This window comes from Fontisphaera persica (assembly GCF_024832785.1).
Classification (GTDB): Bacteria; Verrucomicrobiota; Verrucomicrobiia; order Limisphaerales; family Fontisphaeraceae; genus Fontisphaera; species Fontisphaera persica.
Map to the genome: position 1 here is coordinate 973,238 of NZ_CP116615.1, position 21,984 is coordinate 995,221.

Sequence of the window (21,984 nt, forward strand, 5' to 3'; positions counted from 1 at the left end):
CAACCTGAGTTTGAACGTGCTGGGGCAAACGTTGCGAGGGGATTTTGCCTTCGAGCAGACCACCACCACGGGGGCCAATCCCACGTCGGTGGTGCGCATGGCTGCGGCCAATGTGCAAGTGGGATTGGGCGACGGCACCACTGATTATCTTGCGATAACTCAGGGACAAGGGGCGCTGGTGGTGACGCCTGCGGGACTGGCGGGGGCCATTAGTGGGGCGGTATCGGTGAACATCCCGAATGTTACCTTGTCCGGCACCTTGAGCGTGCGGCTGAACAACACCAATGCGGCGGTGAACCAATCTTTCCGGGTGGGCAGCACGACGGTGACCTTGAACATGCCGGCGGGTCCGTATCTGCGGGTGGAGGGCAGCGGGGTCAGCTTGAATCTCGCCGGGCAGACGTTATCGGGCAGCTTTGCGTTTGAACAAATCACGCGCGCGGATGCGACGCGGATTGTGCGCCTGACGGCCAGCGATGTTTCCCTGCAACTGGGAGGAAGCACACCGGTGGTGAGCGTGACCAACGGAAGCGGGGCGTTGCTGGTGACCCAAGGTGGCATTGCCGGGCGTTTCAATGCGAGTGTCAGCTTGAACATTCCCAATGTGACATTGGCCGGCAACTTTAACGTGGCGGTGAACACGACTGGCGGGGTGGTGGCGGAAACTCTGCCGGTGAATGGCCAGGGCGGCATCACATTGAATCTGCCGGCCGGGCCGTATTTGCGCGTCGAAGCCACGGGCGCACAGCTTACGGTGCTGGGCCAGACCTTGAGCGGGGATTTTGCCTTTGAGCAATTCAACCGGCCGGCGGGCACGGGCAATGGCGGCAGTCAGCCGGTGGTGCGGCTGGGCATGAGCAACGTGACGATAGCGCTGGGGGGCGGCAATCCGGCCGTGGTGACGGCCAGTGGCGGCACGGGTTTTGTGGTGGTGACGGGCGCCGGGGTGGCGGGCAGCTTGAGCGCCAATGTGCAGGTGAACGCTGGCGCGTCCGTGCGGTTTGTGGGCGGCTTCCAGATTGACCTCAACAACACCAGCGTGGCGGTCAACGAGCAGATGGTGGTGGGGTCGGCGACGGTTGCGGTGAATTTGCCCGCTGGACCCTATCTCAAGGTGACGGGGCAGGGCATTCGTTTGGAGGTCATGGGCCAGACGTTGAGCGGGAATTTTGCGCTGGAGCAAATCACGCGGCCGGATGGGCAGAAGCTGGTGCGGGTGGCGGCCACGCAGGTGACGTTTGCTCTGGGCGATGGCGCCAATCCGGTACTTACGTTGAGCAACGGGCAGGGCATGATGGTGATCATGCCCGCGGGTCTGGCGGGTTCATTGAGCGGGACAGTAGCAGTGAATCTGCCGGGCATGAGCTTGAGCGGGAGCCTGGGGGTTGAAATCAACACCACTGCGGCGGCGGTGTCCGAGTCGTTCACGGTGGCGGGCGCCGCGGCGGTGCTGAGTTTGCCCGCGGGGCCGTATGCGCGATTCAGCGGCAACAATGTCAGCCTGACGGTGGCGGGCCAGACCTTGCGGGGCAATTTTGTTTTTGAGCGCAGCACGACGCTGGGCGCGGATGGCCTGGCCAACACGGCGGATGACCAGACGGTGGTCACCATTGGCGGGAGCCAGGTGGAGGCGGGATTGGGGGATGGGGCGACGGATTATGTGCGGTTGACACAGGGCAGCGGGCTGATGGTCATCAAGAACGGCGTGGTGGCGGGCGAAATTAGCGGGACAGTGGCGGTGGACATTCCGGGGGTGACGTTTGGCGGGGACTTCAAGCTGCGGCTTAACCAAGGCGGCACGGCCGTTCAACATCGGCTGACCATCAACAACGAGGTCCGGGTGTTGGATTTGCCGGCGGGGCCTTATTTCCGGTTTGAGGGTGGGATGAACGCGCCGATTTCCTTGACGATCTTGGGCCAGACGATGGGGGGATCGTTTGCGATTGAGCAAACGACGACGGCGGGTGCGGACGGGCAAATGGGGACGGCGGATGACCAGAAGCGCGTGGCCATTGCCGCCACCAACTTGAGCCTGCGGTTGGGAGCGGAAGGGGTGGAATACGTCAGTATTCAAGGGGGCCAGGGTGCCATGCTAATCACCTCCAGTGGAGTGGCGGCCCGCTTTAGCTTGACGAGTGTCACCTTCAATTTGCCGGGGGCGGCGTTGTCTGGTGGCAGTATCTCGCTGGCTGTCAATACCACCACGGCGGTGGTGGATACTTCTTTCCGTGTGGGCAATCAAAGTCTGCCTTTGAATGTGCCGGCGGGGCCGTATTTGCGGGTGGAGGTGGTGGGCGCGCGGTTGCAACTGGGCGGGGCCGGCGGGCCGGAGCTGCAGGGTGATTTCCTGTTTGACCAAAGCACCCGTGCCGACCACAGCCGGGTGACGCGCATTGCCCTGGCGAATGTGAGCGTGACCTTTGGCGGGCAGGGGTTGACGGAGGGGCAGGGTGCGCTGGTGTTGGTGGCGCCGGACCCTGCGGTAGCGGGTTCGGGCGGTCTGGCGGGGGTGCTGACGGGCAAGGCTTCGATTGCCAGCGGCGGCGTGGGCGTGGGTGGAAGTTTTGGTTTGCGCATCAACAAGTCGAAGCTGGCGGTGGAGGAGAGCCTCACTCTGGGCGGGCAGACCTTGGAGATTCGTTTTCCGAATGGGAATGACGTCTTCAGTTTCTTTGGCGACTTTAGTTTGAACATCGCCAACTTTGTGGTGATTGAGGGGCAGTTTACGTTTAATGGCGACGAACTGGCCGCGACGCGCGCGAGCATTTTCATGGGCAGCGGGCCGGCGCTGTTGGAGGACGGCACGCTCAATCCTGCGGCCAGGGGCTTTTTGCTGGCCAACGCCACGTTTGGTCTGGTGCGGGTGACGGGGGCGACCACGACGTACGCCTTATATGCGGAGGGGGATGTCGCGCTGTTGGGAGTGCCGGGGGTGAGCTTGAATGGCCGCGCTTCGATTCGGTTGAATAACACGGGCGCCAACGTCAACCGCACCATCGTCATTCCGGCGTCGGGAGGCAATCCAGCGCAGGCGGTGGTGGTCAATGTCAACAATGGCGAGCGCGCTTTCGGCGGGAGCTTGAATTTGAATGTGCTGGGTCAAACCCTCTCCGGCAATTTCAGTTTCAGCGAGGAGACGGTCAATAACACCCGCATCCAGACTCTGGCGGCGAGCAATGTGACGCTGGGTTTGGGCGAAGGCCCCAACTATGTGGTGAGCGTCACTCAGGGGGCGGGAACGTTCCGGCTCAACGGCAGCAGCATGGCGGGGGTGCTCAGCGCCAATGTGAGTTTTAATCTGCCCGGCAACAACAGTTTCACCGGCGCTTTCCGGGTGGCCTTGAATACGGGTGCGCAGGCCGTCACGCTGGCGGGGTCCACGCCGGTGACCCTGCCGGCCGGTCCCTATTTGAAGGTGGAGGGCCTTGGGGTGACGCTCAATGTGGCCGGGCAGACGCTGACGGGCAATTTTGCTTTTGAGCAGTATCAAGGGCAGGCAGTGGGGGCGGGCACGCCGCCCAAACTGGTGCGCATTGGGGCCACAGACATTACCTTCAACATCGCCAACGTGGTGCAATTGAGCCAGGGCGAGGGTTTCCTGGTGGTCAAACCCACCGGTTTGGCCGGGCGGATTGGCGGCACGGTGGGCTTTAATATTCCGGGCAATAGTGTGACCTTTGCGGGCAGTTTCTCGCTGGCGCTGAACAACACGAATGCGGCGGTCAACGAGCAATTTACGATTGGGACGCAGACCATTTCCTTAAACCTGCCGGCGGGGCCGTATGTGCGGGTGGAGGGCGCTGAGGTGCAGATGACCATTGCCGGGCAGCGGCTCAGCGGCAATTTTGCCTTTGAACGAGCCACCACCGCGGGCGGGGTGGTCACGCGGTTGGCGGCCACGGAAGTGACGATGGGTTTGGGTGATGGGGTGAACAATGTACTCACTTTGTCCCAGGGGCAGGCGTTGATGGTCATCAATAGTGCCGGTTTGGCGGGAAGGATTTCCGGCAACGTGGCGTTGAGCGTGCCGCAAGTGTCTTTGGGAGGCAGCTTGCAGTTGGTGTTGAATAACACCAGCGCGGCGGTGAATGAGACTTTGACCGTCAATGGCCAGAACTTTACGGTGAGCGCGCCTGCCGGGCCGTTTGTGCGGTTTGAGGGCAGCAACGTGCAGCTCAGCGTGGCGGGGCAGACGCTGAGCGGCAACTTCAGTTTCGAGCAGGTTACCAAGCCCGACGGCACACGGCTGGTGAGCGTGGCGATGACGAATATTCAACTCAACCTTGGGGGGGTGAATCTGAGTGTGCCCACCGGGGCGTTCCTGCTGTCGCCTGCCGGCATGGCCGGCCAGGTGTCGTTGGGGACGAGTCTGAGCTTTGGCGGGGTGCAGTTCTCCGGCAATCTGGCGCTGAGCATCAACAATACCAATGCGCCCGTGCGCCATAATTTCTCCGCGGGTGGGCGGGCCTTTAATCTGGAGCTGCCGGCTGGGCCGTACTTGCGGGTGGAGGGGACGAATCTCAACCTGTCGGTTTTGGGGCAGACGTTGAGCGGGAATTTTGCGCTGGAATCGGTGACGGACAATTTTGGGCAGCGCAAGCTGAGTGTGGCGGCCAGCCAGGTGACCTTGGATTTGGCGGGGGTGGTGCAAGTCAGCCAGGGCCAGGGATTGTTCCTGCTGGATGCGAGTGGGATGGCGGGGACACTCAGCGCCAGGGTGGGGTTGAACCTGCCGGGCGACCTGAGCTTCCAAGGAACCTTTGGCGTATCCATCAACACTACGAATCGCGCCGTGGCGCAGTCGTTTACCCTGAACGGGGCCGTCATTGCTATGAACCTGCCGGCGGGGCCGTATTTGCGGGTGGAGGGCAATGCGGTGCGGCTGCATGTTTTGGGCCAGACGCTGTCGGGCGACTTTGCCTTCGAGCGCGCCACACGCGTCAATGGAACGACGGTGGTGCGGGTGGCGGCGGCGAATGTGCGACTGGCGTTGGGGGATGGCACCAATGAATTGGTGGTGCTGAGCAACGGTGAGGGAAGTTTCCTGCTGGCCGGAGGGGTGGGCGGTGGGATGGCTGGCCGGCTGTCCGCGGAGGTGGCGGTGAACATTCCGGGGGTGAGCGTTGGTGGCACGCTGGAGCTGGCGGTGAACAACACCGGCACGACGGTGAATGAGAGCATTACGGTGAATGGCCAAACGGTGGTGTTGAACGTGCCCGCCGGGCCGTATGTGAAAGTGCAGGGGCTGGGAGTTACTTTGAATGTTGCCGGCCAATCGCTGAGCGGGGACATCGCTTTTGAACAGGTGACCCGGCCCAACAATACCAAAGTGGTCAAAGTGGCTTTCAACAACGTCCTGCTGGCGCTGGGCGATGGCACCACCAATTATGTGACCGTTAGTGGCGGGCAAGGGACTTTCTTGATTACCGGCAGCGGGTTGGCGGGGCAGATTGCTGCGACCATGAGTTTGGAGAATGTGCCCAATGTGGCGTTGTCGGCCACGGCGCGGGTGGCGATTAACAATACGCAGGCGGCGGTGAATGAGGATTTCACGGTGGGGAGTGAAACCATCCAGATGAGCCTGCCGGCCGGGCCGTATCTGCGGGTGGAAACCACCCATGTCAGTCTCAACATAGCGGGTCAGACGCTGCGCGGCAATTTTGCGTTTGAGCGATCCACCACCGCCGGCAGCCCGGCTCAGTCCATCGTGCGCATTGCGGCTACGCAGGTCAGTCTGGGGCTGGGCGATGGCACGACGGATTATGTGTCGCTGACCAACGGCAGCGGGGCGCTGTTGATTACGCAAGGCGGCCTGGCGGGGCGGGTGAGCGGCACGGTGGCGTTGAATGTGCCCGGGGTAACCTTCACGGGCACGTTTGGCGTTTCCATCAACAATACGAATGCGCCGGTCAACACTACCTTCCAGGTGGGCAGTGAGACAGTGACGTTGAACCTGCCGGCCGGGCCGTATGTGCGGGTGGAGGGCACGAATGTCACGCTGGCGGTGGCCGGCCAGAGTCTGCGCGGCAATTTTGCGTTTGAGCGCCTGCGTACTGCCGGGCTTGACCAGGTGTTCAACACGGCCGACGACCGCGAGACGGTGCGCATCGGCGCTTCGCAGGTGGAGCTGCGCCTGGGCAGCGGCAACATGGATTACGTGGTGGTGACCAACGGCAGTGGCAGTTTGCTGCTCAACCCCAATGGCATTGCCGGGCGGTTGGAGGCGACGGTGACGGTCAATGTGCCGCAGGTGACTTTTACTGGCACTTTTGGGGTGGCCATCAACAACACCCCCAATGCGGTGGTGGACAGCTTTGTGGTGGGAGGTCAGACGATTCAGCTCAACCTGCCGGCCGGCCCGTACGTTCAGGTTAGCGGTACGGGGGTGACCCTGGCAGTGGCCGGTCAAACTTTGCGTGGCGACTTTGCTTTTGAGCGTATCACCTCGACCGGTGCGAACAACACGACGCGGACGGTGGTGCGGGTGGCAGTGGCCAACTTGAGCCTGGGGCTGGGTGATGGCACGCGCGATTACGTGGTGGTGCAGAATGGGACCGGCTCGTTGTTAATCACGCCGGAGGGTCTTGCCGGCCAGGTCTCGGCCTCGATCGGGTTGCAAAACATTCCGGAGGTGAGTTTTGCGGGCACGTTCGGGCTGCGCATCAACAACACCGCGCAAGCCGTGAATGAAACCTTCAGCGTGGGCGGCCAGAACATCACCCTGAATCTGCCGGCGGGCCCGTATGTGCAGGTCTCGGGGACGGGCATTGCGTTGACGGTGGCGGGTGTGACCTTGAGCGGCAACTTTGCCTTTGAGCAGAGCACCACGCAAAGCGGGGCGAAGGTGGTGCGGGTGGCGGCGTGGGGTGTTGGATTGAGTCTGGAATCCGCCGGCACCCCGATGGTCACGTTCAGCAACGGGAGCGGCACCTTCATCATCACTGGCAGCGGGATGGCGGCGGAGCTGGGAGGGACGCTGGGGGTCAATCTGACGGGTTTCACCTTCACGGGCGACTTCAAGCTGGCTATCAATACCAGCCCGCTGGCAGTGAATGAGAGTTTGACGGTGGGCAACACCACGCTGCGACTTAATCTGCCCGCCGGGCCGTATGTGCGCATCACGGCGTACAACGTGCTGCTCACGCTCAACTTTGGCGGGAAGGACTTTGGGCTGACCGGCGACTTCTATTTTGATCAGGTGACGCGCAAGAACAGCCCGACCAAGGTCACGCGGCTGGCCATTGCGAATGTCAACATTGTTGGCCTGGAGTTCAATGGGAATGCCGGTTTCAGCATCCGCAATGGTCAGGGGGCCTTCATTTTGACGGGAACGGGCGTGGCCGGGAATGTGAGCGGCGAGGTGGCGGTGGCGCTGGGCGGGTTGGATTTGGGGGCGACGGTGGGGGTGGCCTTCAACACCACGGGGAGGGCGGTGGACGAAACGCTCAATGTCAATGGGCGTGATTTGGTGGTGCGCTTCGGGGCCGAGCAGCAGGGGGTCTTTGTTTTTGCGCAGGACCTGGAGCTGAACATTGGCGACTTTGTCACTTTGCATGGTGACATTGTCATTGGTTCGGATGGTTCGTTTGCGGGCGACGGCATCACCATCTTCATTGGCCAAGGGCCGTATGAATTATCCAAAGGGGTGTTGAATCCGGACGCCGTGGGAGTGGTGTTGACCAACGGGCGGGTGGGGCTGATTCGGGTGGGGAGCGGCGCGACCGCGAAGTACGCCTTGCATGCGGAGGGCCAGATTGCGTTGGTGGGGTTGAATGGGCTGGTGGTGCAGGGCACGGCGGTGGTGGATATCAATACAACGGGGACGGCCATCACGCGAGTGTTGAACATTCCCAACACGACGCAGTCGGTGACCATCAATTTTGCCTCCCCGGAAAATGTGACCCGGTTCACTGGCACGGTGTTATTCCGGGCGGGCAATGTGTTTGAGGTGAGCGGTGGAGTGGCCTTCACCAAGCGGCCCAATGGAGTGGTTAATGTGGCCATTGCCAATGCCGCGTTACGGATTTGGGTGGAAGGCCAGGAAATCTTCAGTCTGGGGGGCAGCGCGGCTTTCAGCATTGGCGGGGCGGATGGGTTCAAGTTGCAGAGCTTCCGGCTGAATGGCTTCAGTGTGTTTGGCATCGGCGCGGAGGTGGGGACGCCCCGGACGCAGGTCTTGTTCCCCACCGCTGAGCTCTACCATCCCACGGCAGGCGCATTGGTGGATCGCACCCGGCTGAATGCGCAGCAATATATTGATGTGTTGTTCAGCAGCGGCGATGGCAGTGGCCTTAATGAGGCATCCATAACGGACACGGCACCGGAATTCAATGTGCTGGTCAATGGCCAGCCGGCGGCGGTCACCTTTACGGGCGCGCCCACCAAAGTGGGGCCCAACTTGTTCCGGTATAGTTTCAGCGGGGCATTCACGGCGAATGGCGATGTGGCCATTGAGTTCCTCCCCAATTCCTTCGCGAGCAGCACGGGCACCAATAATTTGGGGGCGGCGCAGGCTTTCAATCTGGCGACGCCGAATTTGCAGGGTGTGTTGCCGCCGCCGGCGCCCACAGCCCAGTTGGCGAATCCCACCACCGGCGCGGCGGTGACGGCGGCGGCGTTCAATGCGCGGCGGTACCTTGATGTGACCTTTGTGACGCGGAGCAACAGCCCGATAGATTTGGCCTCGATTTCGGGCGATGAAATTCGCATCAGCGGCGCCGGGGTGGCGGATTTGAATCTTTTGCCGGATGGACGGCCGGTGCTGGTGGGGAGTCCCACGCTAATCTCCGGGACCACCTTCCGCTATTATCTGACGGACAAGAATCCGAACAACAGCATTGATTTGTTCACTAATGGCGAAGTGGTGGTGACGGTCCGGCCCAATTCCTTCCGGACGGTGGACCAGGTGGCGAATGCGGAGCGGGTGGAACGGTTCACCATCACGCCCGATGCGCCTGGTTCAACGCCCTCCACGGGGGTGATTGCGTTGGGGCCGCTGGCGTTGCAGGGGCCGACGATTGGGATTGAGGACTTTTCATTCAAGGATGGGCTGGTTTATTTGACCATCAGCGTGGGGGTCAATCGCGCCACGTTGAACTTTGGCGGCAACAGCAACACCAGCAGCGGCTCCACGCAGCAGGCCAGCAGCGGGATTACGGCAGAATTAACGGGGGTGGTGGGGACGTTTGACGTGGGAGTGGATGTGTTTGGGTTGTTGAGCGGCAATTTCCGGGTGAATGTGCCCGGGAAATTCAGTTTCCGGGTGGCGGGCCTGTTGGTGGAGGTGCCGAATGTGGTGCGGGTGGAGGGGGCGGGGATTGTGGTGAAATACGATCCTGCCGGCCGGCGCAATCCCACCACCGGCCAGATGGAATTTGATCCGAACCAGGAAATCGTGCGGATAGATTCGGCGTCCATCACGATTCCGGCGTTGAACATACGGGGCAGCATTTCGCCGTATGATCCGCTGCCGAATGACCCGAACAACGCGCTGGTGCCGGGCCTGGTGGTGCGCGCCAACGGATTCCAACTGGGGCAGGCGGAGCTGCGTTATGGCGGGGTGAATGCCAATGCCACCTCCACGGCCAGCAGCGGGGATGGCAAGATTCGCATTGGCAGCATCCTGGAATTCGATGACATCCGGGTGGGGGTGACCAATTTTGGGGTGAACTTTGACGCGGAGAATCCGGTGCAATTTAATGGCTCGATTTACGTTGCGTCGGGTGGGGCGAAGTTCTTCCCGGGGAAACCGGTGTCGGCCATCATCACGGATCGCAACACGGCGGATGACGTCAATCCCAATGGCACGCCCAATACGGAGGCCATCCGGGCGGAGCTGACCTTCTCGAACGGGCGGGTGGACGCCTTCCGGTTCAAGGTGGACACGTTGGAAATCAAGATCAGCACTTTTCTGACGCTGACGGCGCGCGACTTTTTCCTGAACACCGGCGCGGGGGATAATGAGGAAATTGTGGCGTTTGCCTCGCTGGGGGCCAAGGTGAGCGTGGCGGGGCTGACGTTGAGTGGCGAGGGACGCAACTTTGCCTTCCTGGGCAATGGCAGCTTCAAGGCCAAACCGGGTTTTGGGATATTCTTGGGGGTGGGGAGCGCCACGGGCAGCGGGTTGGGGGTGCCGTCGTGGCTGCCGATTCAGATACAGGCGATTGGCATCGAATGGGCGGATATTGAGAATCATCCGGAAGACTTTGTGCTGACGTTGTCGGCGAGCGTGACAGGGCTGCATGGCCTGCAGGGTCTGGAGTTTGGCGGGTTGATTGAGGGGTTGAAGATATCTCCGCGGTTGTTGTTGGAGGGCAAGTTCCCGATTGTGGACATTGCCGCCATTGGCGTGAGTGTGAAGGGCAAGATGTTTGGCGGCGAGATTGAAGGGGCGTTGCTGGGAGGCATTCTCAAACTGAGCGCCAGCGGCACGATGATAGATCCGCTGGACACGATGACACCGGTGGCCGACCGTGTGTTCTACCTGGGCTTGCGGGGCGGCTTCAAGTTCCCGGGGGTGGGCGGGCTGACCATTCAGATGGGCATTTCCGAGCTGGGGCCGTTGGGGGTGTTTTTGTCGGCATCCATCCCTGGCGGCATTCTGTTGGAGCCGAATACGGGGTTGTCCATGAATGACTTTGCGGGCGGGGTGGAGTTCTTCAAGAGCCTGCCGTCCATTGAGGATCCGTTGCGTTTGCGCGAGCCGGCGTTTGGCTTGCCGACGGCGATGACGCCGGATCAATGGCTGGCATCGTTGAAGCAACAGGTGGTGACGCAGTACAACATGGTCAAGGCCAATCCGGCGTTGGGCGGTTTTGCAGCGGCGTTTACGGCGCCGATGACCATCACGGGCAGCGCGAAGATATTCACCATTTACACCTCCAAGGAGGTGTTTAACGGGGAAGTGACGGTGAAGTTCAGCACGGACGGCAAATTCCTGATCATTGGCAGGCTCAACTTTGCGGCGGATCAAATCAGCATCAGCGGGCGGTTGTATGCGGATTTGTCGCGGGTGGCCTCGGGGAATGTGGTGGTGTTGTTCCTGGCGGATATTCCGGATCAGGTGCGGCTGCTGACAATTTACGGCAAGTTGAAGATGGGCTTCCGCAATGCGAGCGGGGAGGAGGTGGCTTTCGATGTGATTGACCCGGAGGCGGGGACGGCGGCGTTGAGCAAGCCGACGGTGGCGTTGGTGGATCCGGCGGGGCGGGTGGATTTGAATGTGGTCAACAACCGGCTGACGACGGTGACCACGCACACGGGGACCAGCTACACGAATCGGCCGTATGTGGATGTCGTGTTCCATGCTCCGCCGGGGGCCAACCTGGATTTGGCGAGCATCCTGGACAGCGCGCCGGAATTCCAACTCGTCATTGACGGCCAGTCAGTAACGGTGGAGGGCACGCCGGTGCCGATGGTATCGCGGGTTAATGAGAGCGGCATATTGGAGGTGACGCCGTTGCAGGTGACGGCGGCGGATCAGCAAAATGCCGCCAATGCGCAGGCGGCGCTGATTAATGCCATTCGCCGCGAGGGGGTGACGCGGTTCCGCTATGTGATTACCGCCGCCAATTTTACGTTCCCGCGCGGGGAGGTGACGTTGCAAATCACGGCGGGGAGCTTCAAGAATGCGGATGTTACCGATACGAATGGCAACGTGACGACGGGCGCGGCCAATGAGGCGCAGACGTTGACCTTTGCAGTGGACGGCGCCACGGCGGTGCTGGCCAGCCCGGGAACTGGCGGCAGCATAGACGTGCGGCTGCTCAATGGGCGCAACTGGTTGGATGTGGACTTTGTGCTGCCGACGGCACCGTCCGGGCTGACGTTCAATGCGGATTCCATCCTGGATTTGGATCCGGAGTTTGCGTTGAGCGGACCGGGATTGGGGACGGTGCGTTTGGATGAATCGCAGCCGCCGTTGCGTCTGGCGGATCCGAGTCTGGGGACTCTGCGATTCCGTTATTGGCTGGTGGGTGAATTTGCGGGTGAGGGCGAGGTGACGCTGACCTATCTGGCGGGGAGCTGGTCTTATGCGGCTGCTCCGGTCGGGCAGTTGGTGGGGGGCACGCAAGGCGGAGCGGTGGTTAGTCTGGGCAACCTGGCTGCCACCAACAACCGAAGTTATCTGGATGTTCGTTTCTTCCCGACGGCGGGAGGCACGCTGGATGTGGCGAGTGTGCTGGATGCCAATCCGGAGTTTAACTTTGGCGGGGCGGCGCCCAGCGGGGTGACGATAGGTCAGCCGGCGCAGGTCAATGGCAATACCTTCCGTTATTACCTGACCACCAGCGAGGATGGCTTTGGACTTGGCGAAGTGTCGGTGAACTTCCTGCCGGGGGCGTGGAAGAATACCAATGATGCCAGCGGGACGGCCAGCGGCAACATTGGGTTCACGCAGACGTTCACCGTGCAGGGCGCCACGGCCACGCTGTCCAATCCACAGGCCGGCGGGGTGGTGGGACGCGATGTGCTGGCACAACAAGGGGCGCTGTTGATCACCTTCCGCCCCACCGCCAACCGGGTGATGAATCATGCGAGCATTAATGGGGATGAAATCATTCTCAAGAATGCGGCGGGCGACACGATTGCGGTGGGTGCGCCGCAGCGGGTGGCGGGGACCGACACGTACCGTTACACGTTATCGGGGCCGCTGGGGCCGGGAGTGTACACGGTGGAATACGTGGCGGGGACCTGGACAGATGATGCGGGCACGACCAATCTGGCCGCCCGGGAGAGCTTTGCCGTGCAGGTGCCGCGGGCGACGCTGGCCAAACCGATGCCGAGGACGGTTGTGGATCGCGAGGTGTTGAACGGGGTGAGGTACCTTGAGGTGACGTTCACCCCGGTGAATGGCGGCCGCCTGGACGTGGCATCCATCCTGGATTCAGCGCCTGAGTTTACGTTGACGGGGGCCAATGGGGAGAATGTGATGGTCAATGGCGCGCCCACGCAACCGGGCGAGCTGGCAGGGACCAACACCTTCCGTTACTCCTATACCGGGCTGCTGAACACCGGGGTGCTGACAGTGAACTTCGTGGCAGGAAGCTGGCAGGATGCGGCGGGCAATCAAGGGGTGGCGTCGAGCGAGCAGGTGCGCATCATCACGCAGGCGAGCACGTTCTTTATTGAATTGTCGGGCGGCATCGAGTTGCGGGCGGCGGATTTTCTGGATGAGCCGCTGATTTCCCTGACGGCGTCGGTGGTGCTGGATATTGATTACACCCGGGTCATCTTCACCCTGGATTTCTCGGGGCAGTTGCGCATCTTCAAACTCGGGACGGTGGGGGCTTCGGCGGGAAGATTTATTTTAGATATGTCGGGCACCATGAGTGCGGTGCCGCAGTTCTGGGGGGTGGCGACCCTGGAGACCAACTTCAGCGCGCTGGAGCAATATGGCATTTTCCTGTACGCCAAGGGCGTCCTGCAAATCAACACCACGCCGTACACCAAGACGGAGACCCTGACCCTGCGCGGTTTGGGGCCGGGCGGGGCGGATGTGACCCGCACGTTTGAATTGAAACCGTTGTCGTTTGCGCTGGAGGTGGCGGGGCAGGCGCGATTGCGGCCGCCGGGGATGAGCGCGGATTTGTTCCGGCTGAATGGCGGGTTCTACATTGGCATCAGTCCGGAGCGTTTTGAGATCTTTGCCACGGCCAGCCTCTCGTTTGGGATTGGGGATGCCCAGATCAATTATGGGTCGGCGACGGGATATTTTGTCATCATCACGGGGCTGGACGGGTTTGGGCAGGTGCGGCCGGGGGTGACGCCGGGGGTGGCCGGGTATTTCTTTGTGGGACGCGGGATAGACATTGGCCTGCCGAATGTGGGGAGTCTTTTCTCGGCTTCGGGGACGGTGACGGCCATGTTCAACACCACCATGCAATCGCAGCAATTCGTGCTGCCGGAGAGTTTCCTGCCGTTGCTGCTGCCGGGGCAGTCGGCGACGATCCACATTTACCGCGCCGCGCCGAAGCTGGACGGGACGGAGGATCCGACCAAGGCGCCGGAGGTTTATTTCTCGGTGACGGTGGAGGCGCAGTTGACGCTGGGCAATGTGCTGGAGTTGAACGGCTTTTTGCAAATCCAGGCGGGGGGCAACCAGCAGGGTGGGTTCATCAAGGTGACGGGGGCGGTGGGGACGCGCATTCGTTATTTGGGCGCGCTGACGGGGAGTTTGAATTTCAATGCTTATGTGGGCGCGGAGACGGGGGTGGTGGGGCGGGTGCATTTGACGCTGGGGGCCAACGAAATCCCGCACGTGAGCTTGAACGGAGAGTTTTTGCTGGAAATCAACACCTTCAGCGACGCGCGCACCATTGAGACGTTCAAGATTCGGAAGGACGCCAACGGGCGGTTCAACGGGTTTGAACGCGATGCCAACAACCGTTTGGTGGTGACGCAGGAAACGCTGACCATCACCCAGGGCTTCAAGGTGATGATGCGGGGCGACATGAACATCGCCAACACGCTGGTGATTCAAGGGTATTTTGAGTTCACGCTGACGGCCACTGAATTGCAGGTCATGGCATTTGCCTCGCTGCAATTGAATCCGATTGGTCAACTGGCGGTGGTGGGGTTGATGCGTATCAACGCGCAGGGTTTGGTGACCAGCATCGGCATCAGTCTCGACGCCAATTTTGGGTCGGGCATTGGTTTGCGGTTCAATGTGTCGGCGGTGTTGGAACTGAACACCACGTCGAGCGCGCAATCCTTCGCGGTGCCGGGCGGGCCGACGGTGACGGTGCAGCCCGGGTTCCGGCTGCATCTGGCGGGAGAGGTGGAGTTTCTGGGCTTTGCGCGGGGCAGTGGCAGTGTGGATTTCCTGATTTCGAGCAGCCAGGTGCAGTTGGAGTTTCATGTGGATTTCTTCATTGGCTTCCTCTCCTTCAGCGCGCACGGGCTGGCGGCCGTGTATTACGACAGCCATCCGGGGCTGGTGCTTGATCTGGCGGTGTCCGCCAACGCCAATGCGACCATATTTGAGATTGGCGCCTCCGGGCGGATGCGATTGAACACGACGGGGGTGGCGCGGACGTCCGCGGTGAGCGGCATTACGGTGCAACCGGGATTTGAGCTGGCATTGAGCGGCAACGTGAAGATTCTGCAGGTGCTCAAGTTTGACGCCGCGTTTCGCATTGTCATTGCCAACAATGAATGGACACTGGATGCCACGGCGAATCTGGACGTGTTCGGGGTGCTGACGCTGTATGGCAACATTCATCTGGAGTCGGATGGCGACTTTGACATCAGTGTCAGCGGGAATGTGTTGTTGGGGTCGCGGTCGTTCGGTTTGGAGGGCGGCTTTAATTTCCGAATATTGAGCACACACACGACGGATGCGATAGGCAATCCGTATTATCATTTCCGGCTGGAAATTGGGGCGTATGTGTCGGCTTACGCTTTTGGGTTCACGCTGGCCTCGGTGGGGTTGAGCGCGGCCTTGGATGTGGAGGGAGCCGGGACGGTGCCGATAACATTGGAGGTGCAATTCAAGATTAAGTTCCTGTTCTTTACCTTCAAAGCCACGGCGCGATTCCACCTGGGCTACCTGGAGCTGCCCAAGCCGGTGTATCTGGCGGGCGCGCCCAATGCCACCACCATCAGCCAGATGCGCAGTTGGGACACCACCACGGGAGGCGAGCTGGTGGCAAATGCGGGCGACTTGCGCGGGGACGCGCGCAACATTGGGCTGGACAGCAACGGGCATGGGATGCCGGACGAGGCGCTGGCGTTTGACCAGGTGACGGGAGACCAGAACTCCGGCACCATTCTGGTGTCTGGGTACGGGCGGACGAACATTTATCAGAACGTGACTAATCTGACCATCCACATGGGATCGGGCAATGACTCGGTGCTGGTGGCGCCGAGTGTCAAAATCCCGGTGGACGTGGACGGGGGATCGGGCAATGACATTTTGATGGTGTACTCGACGGGGCCAGTAAGGATGCGGGGGGGGACGGGTGATGATTATCTGGAGACCGATTCGAATAATGTGCAGCAATTGGAGGGAGGCGATGGGACGGACATCATCCGGTACAAGGGCACGGCGCCGGTGACCATTCGGGGTGGGGCGGGGGATGACACGATGTATGGCGGGCCGGGCAATGACAATCTGTACGGCGATGGCGGTGATGATGTGATTTATGGCGGGGGCGGCGTTGACACGGTGTATGCGGGGACGGGGAGTGACATGGTGCGGCTGGAAGGGAATGTGGCGGGGAGCACGGTGTATGCCGACCATGGGAATAATGAACGGGATTACGTGGTGGTGCTGGGCACGGAGCAGGCCGACACCATAACGGTGGCGCGGGGGGCGGGCACACGCCAGATTAATGTGGGGCTGAACGACGGCACAGTAACCACGTTTGGCGTGGAGGACATCACGGTGGATGGCGGGGCGGGAGCCGATGTCGTCACAATCAATGACCTGGCGGGCAGCGGCATTCAGGCGGTCAATGTCAATTTTGGCAAGCGCTATACGGTGAGTGGGACACGGGTGGAGGTGCTGGATCTGGATGATGACCCGAATACCACCGATGACCGCATTAACAACGTGGTGCCCAACGTCATCACCAATGATGACGGCGCGACTGACCGGCTGACCCTTTATGGCACGGGCGGGGCGGATCAATTTGTGCTGACCGCCGAGAATCCCAATCCGGCCACGCATCGTTATCAGACGCTGCGCATCAACCGCGTGGGCTTCTATGATGTGAACCTCTCCGGCAGTGTGCGATCGGAGGGAGATCAGATGCGGATCGAAGCGCTGGCTGGCAACGACCGAATTGACGCATCCGCGCTGGCCGGAGGTGACCCTGAATACACTGTGCCGGACATGGTGGCCATGACGTTGGTGGGGGCGGAGGGCCATGATGAACTTGTGGGGTCGCCGTTTGATGATGTGCTGGACAGCGGCTGGGGGAATGACCGTGTGACCGGCGGGTGGGGGTGGGACACGTTCTTCGACACGGGGGGCAGCGACACGTTGGTGGAAACGCTGGATGCGGACATGACGCTGACGGACAACACGTTCATTGTGGGCACGTTGCTGGCCAATACGGGCACGCAACGGTTGCCGCAGCGGGAGAACTGGATTGAGCAATCCACGCTGGAGGCCGCGGTGAAGCAGGAGGATCCGGATCTGGTGATTCACAGCCGCGGGGATCGTTACCAGGCGGGGGCCACGGTGGAGGATTTGAAGCGCATCTTTGAAATCGCGGTGCTGACGGGCGGCAACGGCAACAACACCATCGTCATCGGCGATCAGGATGGGGTGGTGACGGTGGGCAATGCCAATCTCCAGGTCTCGGCCTGGACGGGTTCGGTCACGCTGGACAACCGGGGGAATGAGCAGTCCTGGCCCGAGTATTACCTTCTCAACTTCACGGGGAGCCAGGGGATGCGGGTCGCCATCAATGACACGGGCATGGGTTCTGGCGTGGACATTCTGGTGGTCAACGGCACGCAACAAGCGGATCGGGTGACCTTGGATGCGGGCGGGGCGGGGGCGTTCCGGTTTGGGGTCATTACGTTTGGGGATCCCTCCGCCGCCGGGCGGGATGTGGTGACCTACCGGCAGATGGAGCGGGTGTATGTGCAGACATTTGGCGGCAATGACAGTGTGCTGAGCAATGACACGGTGGTGGTGACGCTGGTTAATTTGGGGGGTGGCGACGATGAGATTGTCATTGGGACCGTGCCGTTGATTCCGGACAAGGGCAACCGGAATCTGGAATATCCTGATGGCGTGCCGGTGGCGGACACCGAAAACATGACCAACGGCAATTCGGCGCCGTTGTTTGTGATGGGCGAAGGGCAGAATGACCGGTTTGAGGTGAACCACAATCGGGCCAAGCTGTTCTTGCACGGGGGCGATGGGAATGACCGGTTCCTGCTCAAGACTTTCCTGGTGTTGCGGGAGAATGCGGACAATCCGAACGAGGTCACCAACCTGGCGGCGCTCTTCGGGGGCGCGGGGATGAACCGGTATGATTACCTGCAGAACGCGCCGGTGGAGATCAATGGCGGCAGCGGCATAGACACCATTGTGATCGTGGGCACGCCGATTCGTGATGTGTTCATTGTCACGGATACCTACATTGCCGGGGCGGGCCGAATCGTGACCTTCTCGAACATTGAGGCCATTGAAGTGGATGGCGGTGGCGGCGGCGATGAGATTTATGTGCTGCGGACCAGCGCTCAGTTTGAGACCACGGTGGTGGGAGGTTCCGGCGATGACATCATACACCTGGGCGGGGATCCGCCGCCGCTGGTGTTTGATCCGCCATCCTACACGTACACGCCGCCACCGATTCAGGTGCAATTGCCGCCGGAAGTGGTATGGGATTCGTTCACCTGGAATCTCAATGGGATGTACTTCGAGTTTGAATTGAACTTCTGGGAGAGCCTGTTGCATTGGTTTGGCGTGGGTGCTACGAATGAACAGGCGGCGCGGAAGGCGCTGGCCGACCGCGTCAGCTCGGTGTTTGCGGGATGGAGCCGCATTTTCCCGTACTTCCGCAATGACGACATCAATGCGGCGGTCAGCAGCGCGCAAATCATTGTGCGGGAGAAGATTGCCTGGAATTTCATCATTCCGGTGACGCGCTACGAGGTGACGGTGGTCACCGGGCAGGTGGGTTATCAGATTGGCCATTTGGAGCAGCGCACCAAATTGGTGCAGCCGCCTTCCATTACGGTGGATCCCCCCACGTTCGTGTTCAAAGCGGAGGCGGCGTATGATCTAACCGGGATTGCGGGCAAGCTGATCATCCGGGGCGGGGATCAGTTTGAAGACCGGGGCGACTTGTTGGTCATCCATAATCAGAACGGTCCAGCGATTCCGGGCACGTTGCAGACGGTGTCTTTCCAGCGGCGGGTGCAGGTGGGAGAGGATCGCTTGGGGAATCCGATCTTCCAGCAGGATCGGGATGTGGATACGGGCCAGTTGCTTTGGGACACCTTCCGTACCCTCAACGGTTTGGGGCAGCCGGCCAACCGGGTGGGGCTGGACGGCCAGCGGTTTGATGGCGTGTGGATTGACGCGATTGAGCGGCTGGATTTGCGCCTGACGGCGGGGGATGATGTATTCACCTTGCTGCCGGATGCGGCCAATGCGCGCGCTGTATTGCCGCCGCTGGACGTGATGGTGGTGGCGGGTGATGGCCACGACTTGATCCGTGTGCAGAAAGCCGATGGCAACGTTGCCATTCTGGGCGGGGCGGGGAATGATCGGGTGGAAATCCATAATAATCATCGGTTGGATGGCATCACGGGGCGGATCAGCTTTGACGGGGATGGTGACATTGAGGAGCGCAGCATACCGGTGATGGCCTCGGAATATGCCGACATTATTGCGCGTTCGCCGAGTGTATTTATCAATTCTGAGGCGCTGGACCAGGTGGTGATTGACGGAACGGGAGTGGGCCGCCGGTATTCGCGTCCGGAGCTGGGGCCGATCTTATTTGAGGACGTCAACACCCATTACATCCAGTTGCGTGTGGTGGTGCAAAACGCCGACGGCACGGTGCGCGAAAATCTGGTGCAGGAGATGGGCCGCCAGAAGTTCGGGGTGCAGAAGCGGGATGCCCAGGGGCGGTTGTTGTGGTATGATGCCGAGGGATTGGAGGTGCTCAGTTCGGCCAGCGGCATTCCGGTCATTTTGGAGCGGCCGGCCAACACACCGGGGGCGCGGCCGGTGTACTTGAACGAGGAGGGCAAGGAAGTCTTCAATGTCACGCCGCGCAAGGCGTTCGTGACGGACTTCGTCAATGGCTCACTGCTGTACATTGACCAGTACGGCAACCGGGTGGACAACAACATTCTGGTGCTTAACGGGCCCGGGCCGGACTTCACCGTCTATGAGCATGACAGCGGGGAGGTGGAGTTCAACCGCATAGACGTGCTGGTGAGCGTGGATGGAATCACGTGGGTGAGTGTGAAGGGCAGCCAGACTTTTCCGGTGCGACTGGCGGGCGACCAGGGTTTCACCAACAACGCGTTTGCGCGGTCTTATGATTTGGGCGGCCTGTCGTTTGCCCGGTATATCCGCATCGTGGGCACTGACAGCGGCAATGGCGGCTTCGATTTGGATGCCATCGGCATCATCCATCCGGGCGTCCATGCGCCGGTGTTCCACACTCTCTTATGGAATACGACCGGCACGCCGACAGAACTGGCGGCGGTGTTGGGCGCACCCAACAGCCAGGCACAAATCCCCAACGAGCAGAAGAGTCTGCCGCTCTCGAATAACCGGGTTATCACTTACATGGCGGTGGCGCCCTCGTTGATTCCGGTAAATCAGGTGCAGGTGGTGACGTGGCGGCGGACGGAGGATGTGCGGGTGGCCCGGTCGGGGGGCAATGACACGGTGGTGGTGAGCGCGGCCCGCAGCACGTCCACGTTGACGGGGGCCATTGAGAATTACTGGGCGGAAATCTATCAGCTTGATGCCCAAGGGAGGCTTCAATATCACCGGGGGTCGGCCAGCCCTGAGCTGAAGTATTACCTGGGCGGTGAGCGGGTATTGGATCCATTCACGGGCGCGCCGTTAACTTATCAGGGTGGAGAACCCGTGCGGGATGTGTTTACTGGCGCGATTCTGTATGACGCGACGGGCGCCATGCGGGTGCACGCGCCGGGTGATCCGATGTATCACTTTGCGGGGGATCCGGTGGTGCATTTCACGGGGGACATCCAGCGCTACCTGGGTGGGGAGCAGGTGTATGATGAGAATGGCCAGCCGGTGATGAATCCGGGGAATGTACCGTTCCTGCACACGGGTGGGCAGGCCATAATTTACAATCGCCGGGTTCAGCTTTACGACCTGATCAACAGCCAGGGCGGGCGGGTGGAAGTGGGCAATTATTACACGCCGCCGACCTTCACGGGGGTGACGGGCAATGCCACCGTGGTGCTTGACTTGTCGGCCCTGCCTGGCTTTGCGTACGATTTGACGGCGGCGGATGTGGTGGGGTTGGTGGTGTATGACGGGACGCGCATCTATCGGTTAAACAACAACCAGTTTAGCGTCAATGCGGCGACGGATCGCATCACGGTGAATCCGTTGGGGGCCTCGGGGCCGGTCACCCTTCGCGTCAGCATTGCCACGCCGGCCAAATACAAGGCGGGGGATCCGGTGCTTTATTACGGCGATGAACGGGTGCAGATCGGCCAGCCGCGGGTGGACGGGGCGGGGAATCTCAAGCTCGATGAGAATGGGTATGTCATGTTGTACACCAGCACGGTGGATGCGCAGGGCCGTCCGCTCTTCCATGCGCGGGGTGAGCCGGTGTACGTGCTCAAGCCGGGGGCGGGCAGCGGGCCTTACGGGCCGGATGCCTTCGTGACGCTGACATACGCGGGGGGTGAGGCCAAGCTTTCGCTGGGGAATGAGCCGCGTCGCTTCCTGGGCGGGGAGCCGGTTTATTGCACGGACGCGGACCCGTTGACGCAAGCGGGCCTGTTTGCGCGCATTGCCGGATTGGGGCTGTCCGAGGGTATTTTGTTGACCAATCTGGAAAGTGTGAACGTGCTATTGGGGTCGGGCCATGACACCTTCCAGGTCAAGACTGCGCCGGCGGAATTGTGGGTGTATGGCGGCGCGGGCAATGATACGTTCAACGTGCATTCGGATTACTTCTCGCTGGACGACCTTCGGTTCCCGGTGCGGCTGGATGCCGGCCCGTATCTGGGCGGGCGGGCGGAGTTGGGGGCCACGCCCTATTTGAATACGAGCGGGGGCAACAACAATGTTCTGTTCGTTAGTGATCAGAATGATCCGGATGCGGACGGCGCGGTGGAGATCACGCGCGACACGCTCCGCGGCTTGGCTCCGGCGGAAATAACCTATACTGCTTCCAACGGCAGTTTCCGCAGTCTCTACGACGCGGGGCTGGGCACATTCTCCAATGCCATTCTCATCCGTGGTGGCACAGGCGGGAACCAGATGACGGTCAGCAGCACGCGCGCCAACCTCGGGGT

1 protein-coding gene (running past both ends of the window) is annotated in these 21,984 nt (G+C 61.1%); it reads left to right on the forward strand.

All 21,984 nt of this window come from inside a single coding sequence — locus tag NXS98_RS03565, proprotein convertase P-domain-containing protein (protein WP_283847097.1), on the forward strand. Of the gene's 62,124 coding nucleotides, 13,802 precede the window and 26,338 follow it; the stretch shown corresponds to coding positions 13,803–35,786 (codon 4,601, partial, through codon 11,929, partial); the first codon wholly inside the window starts at nucleotide 2. The start codon and the stop codon both lie outside this window.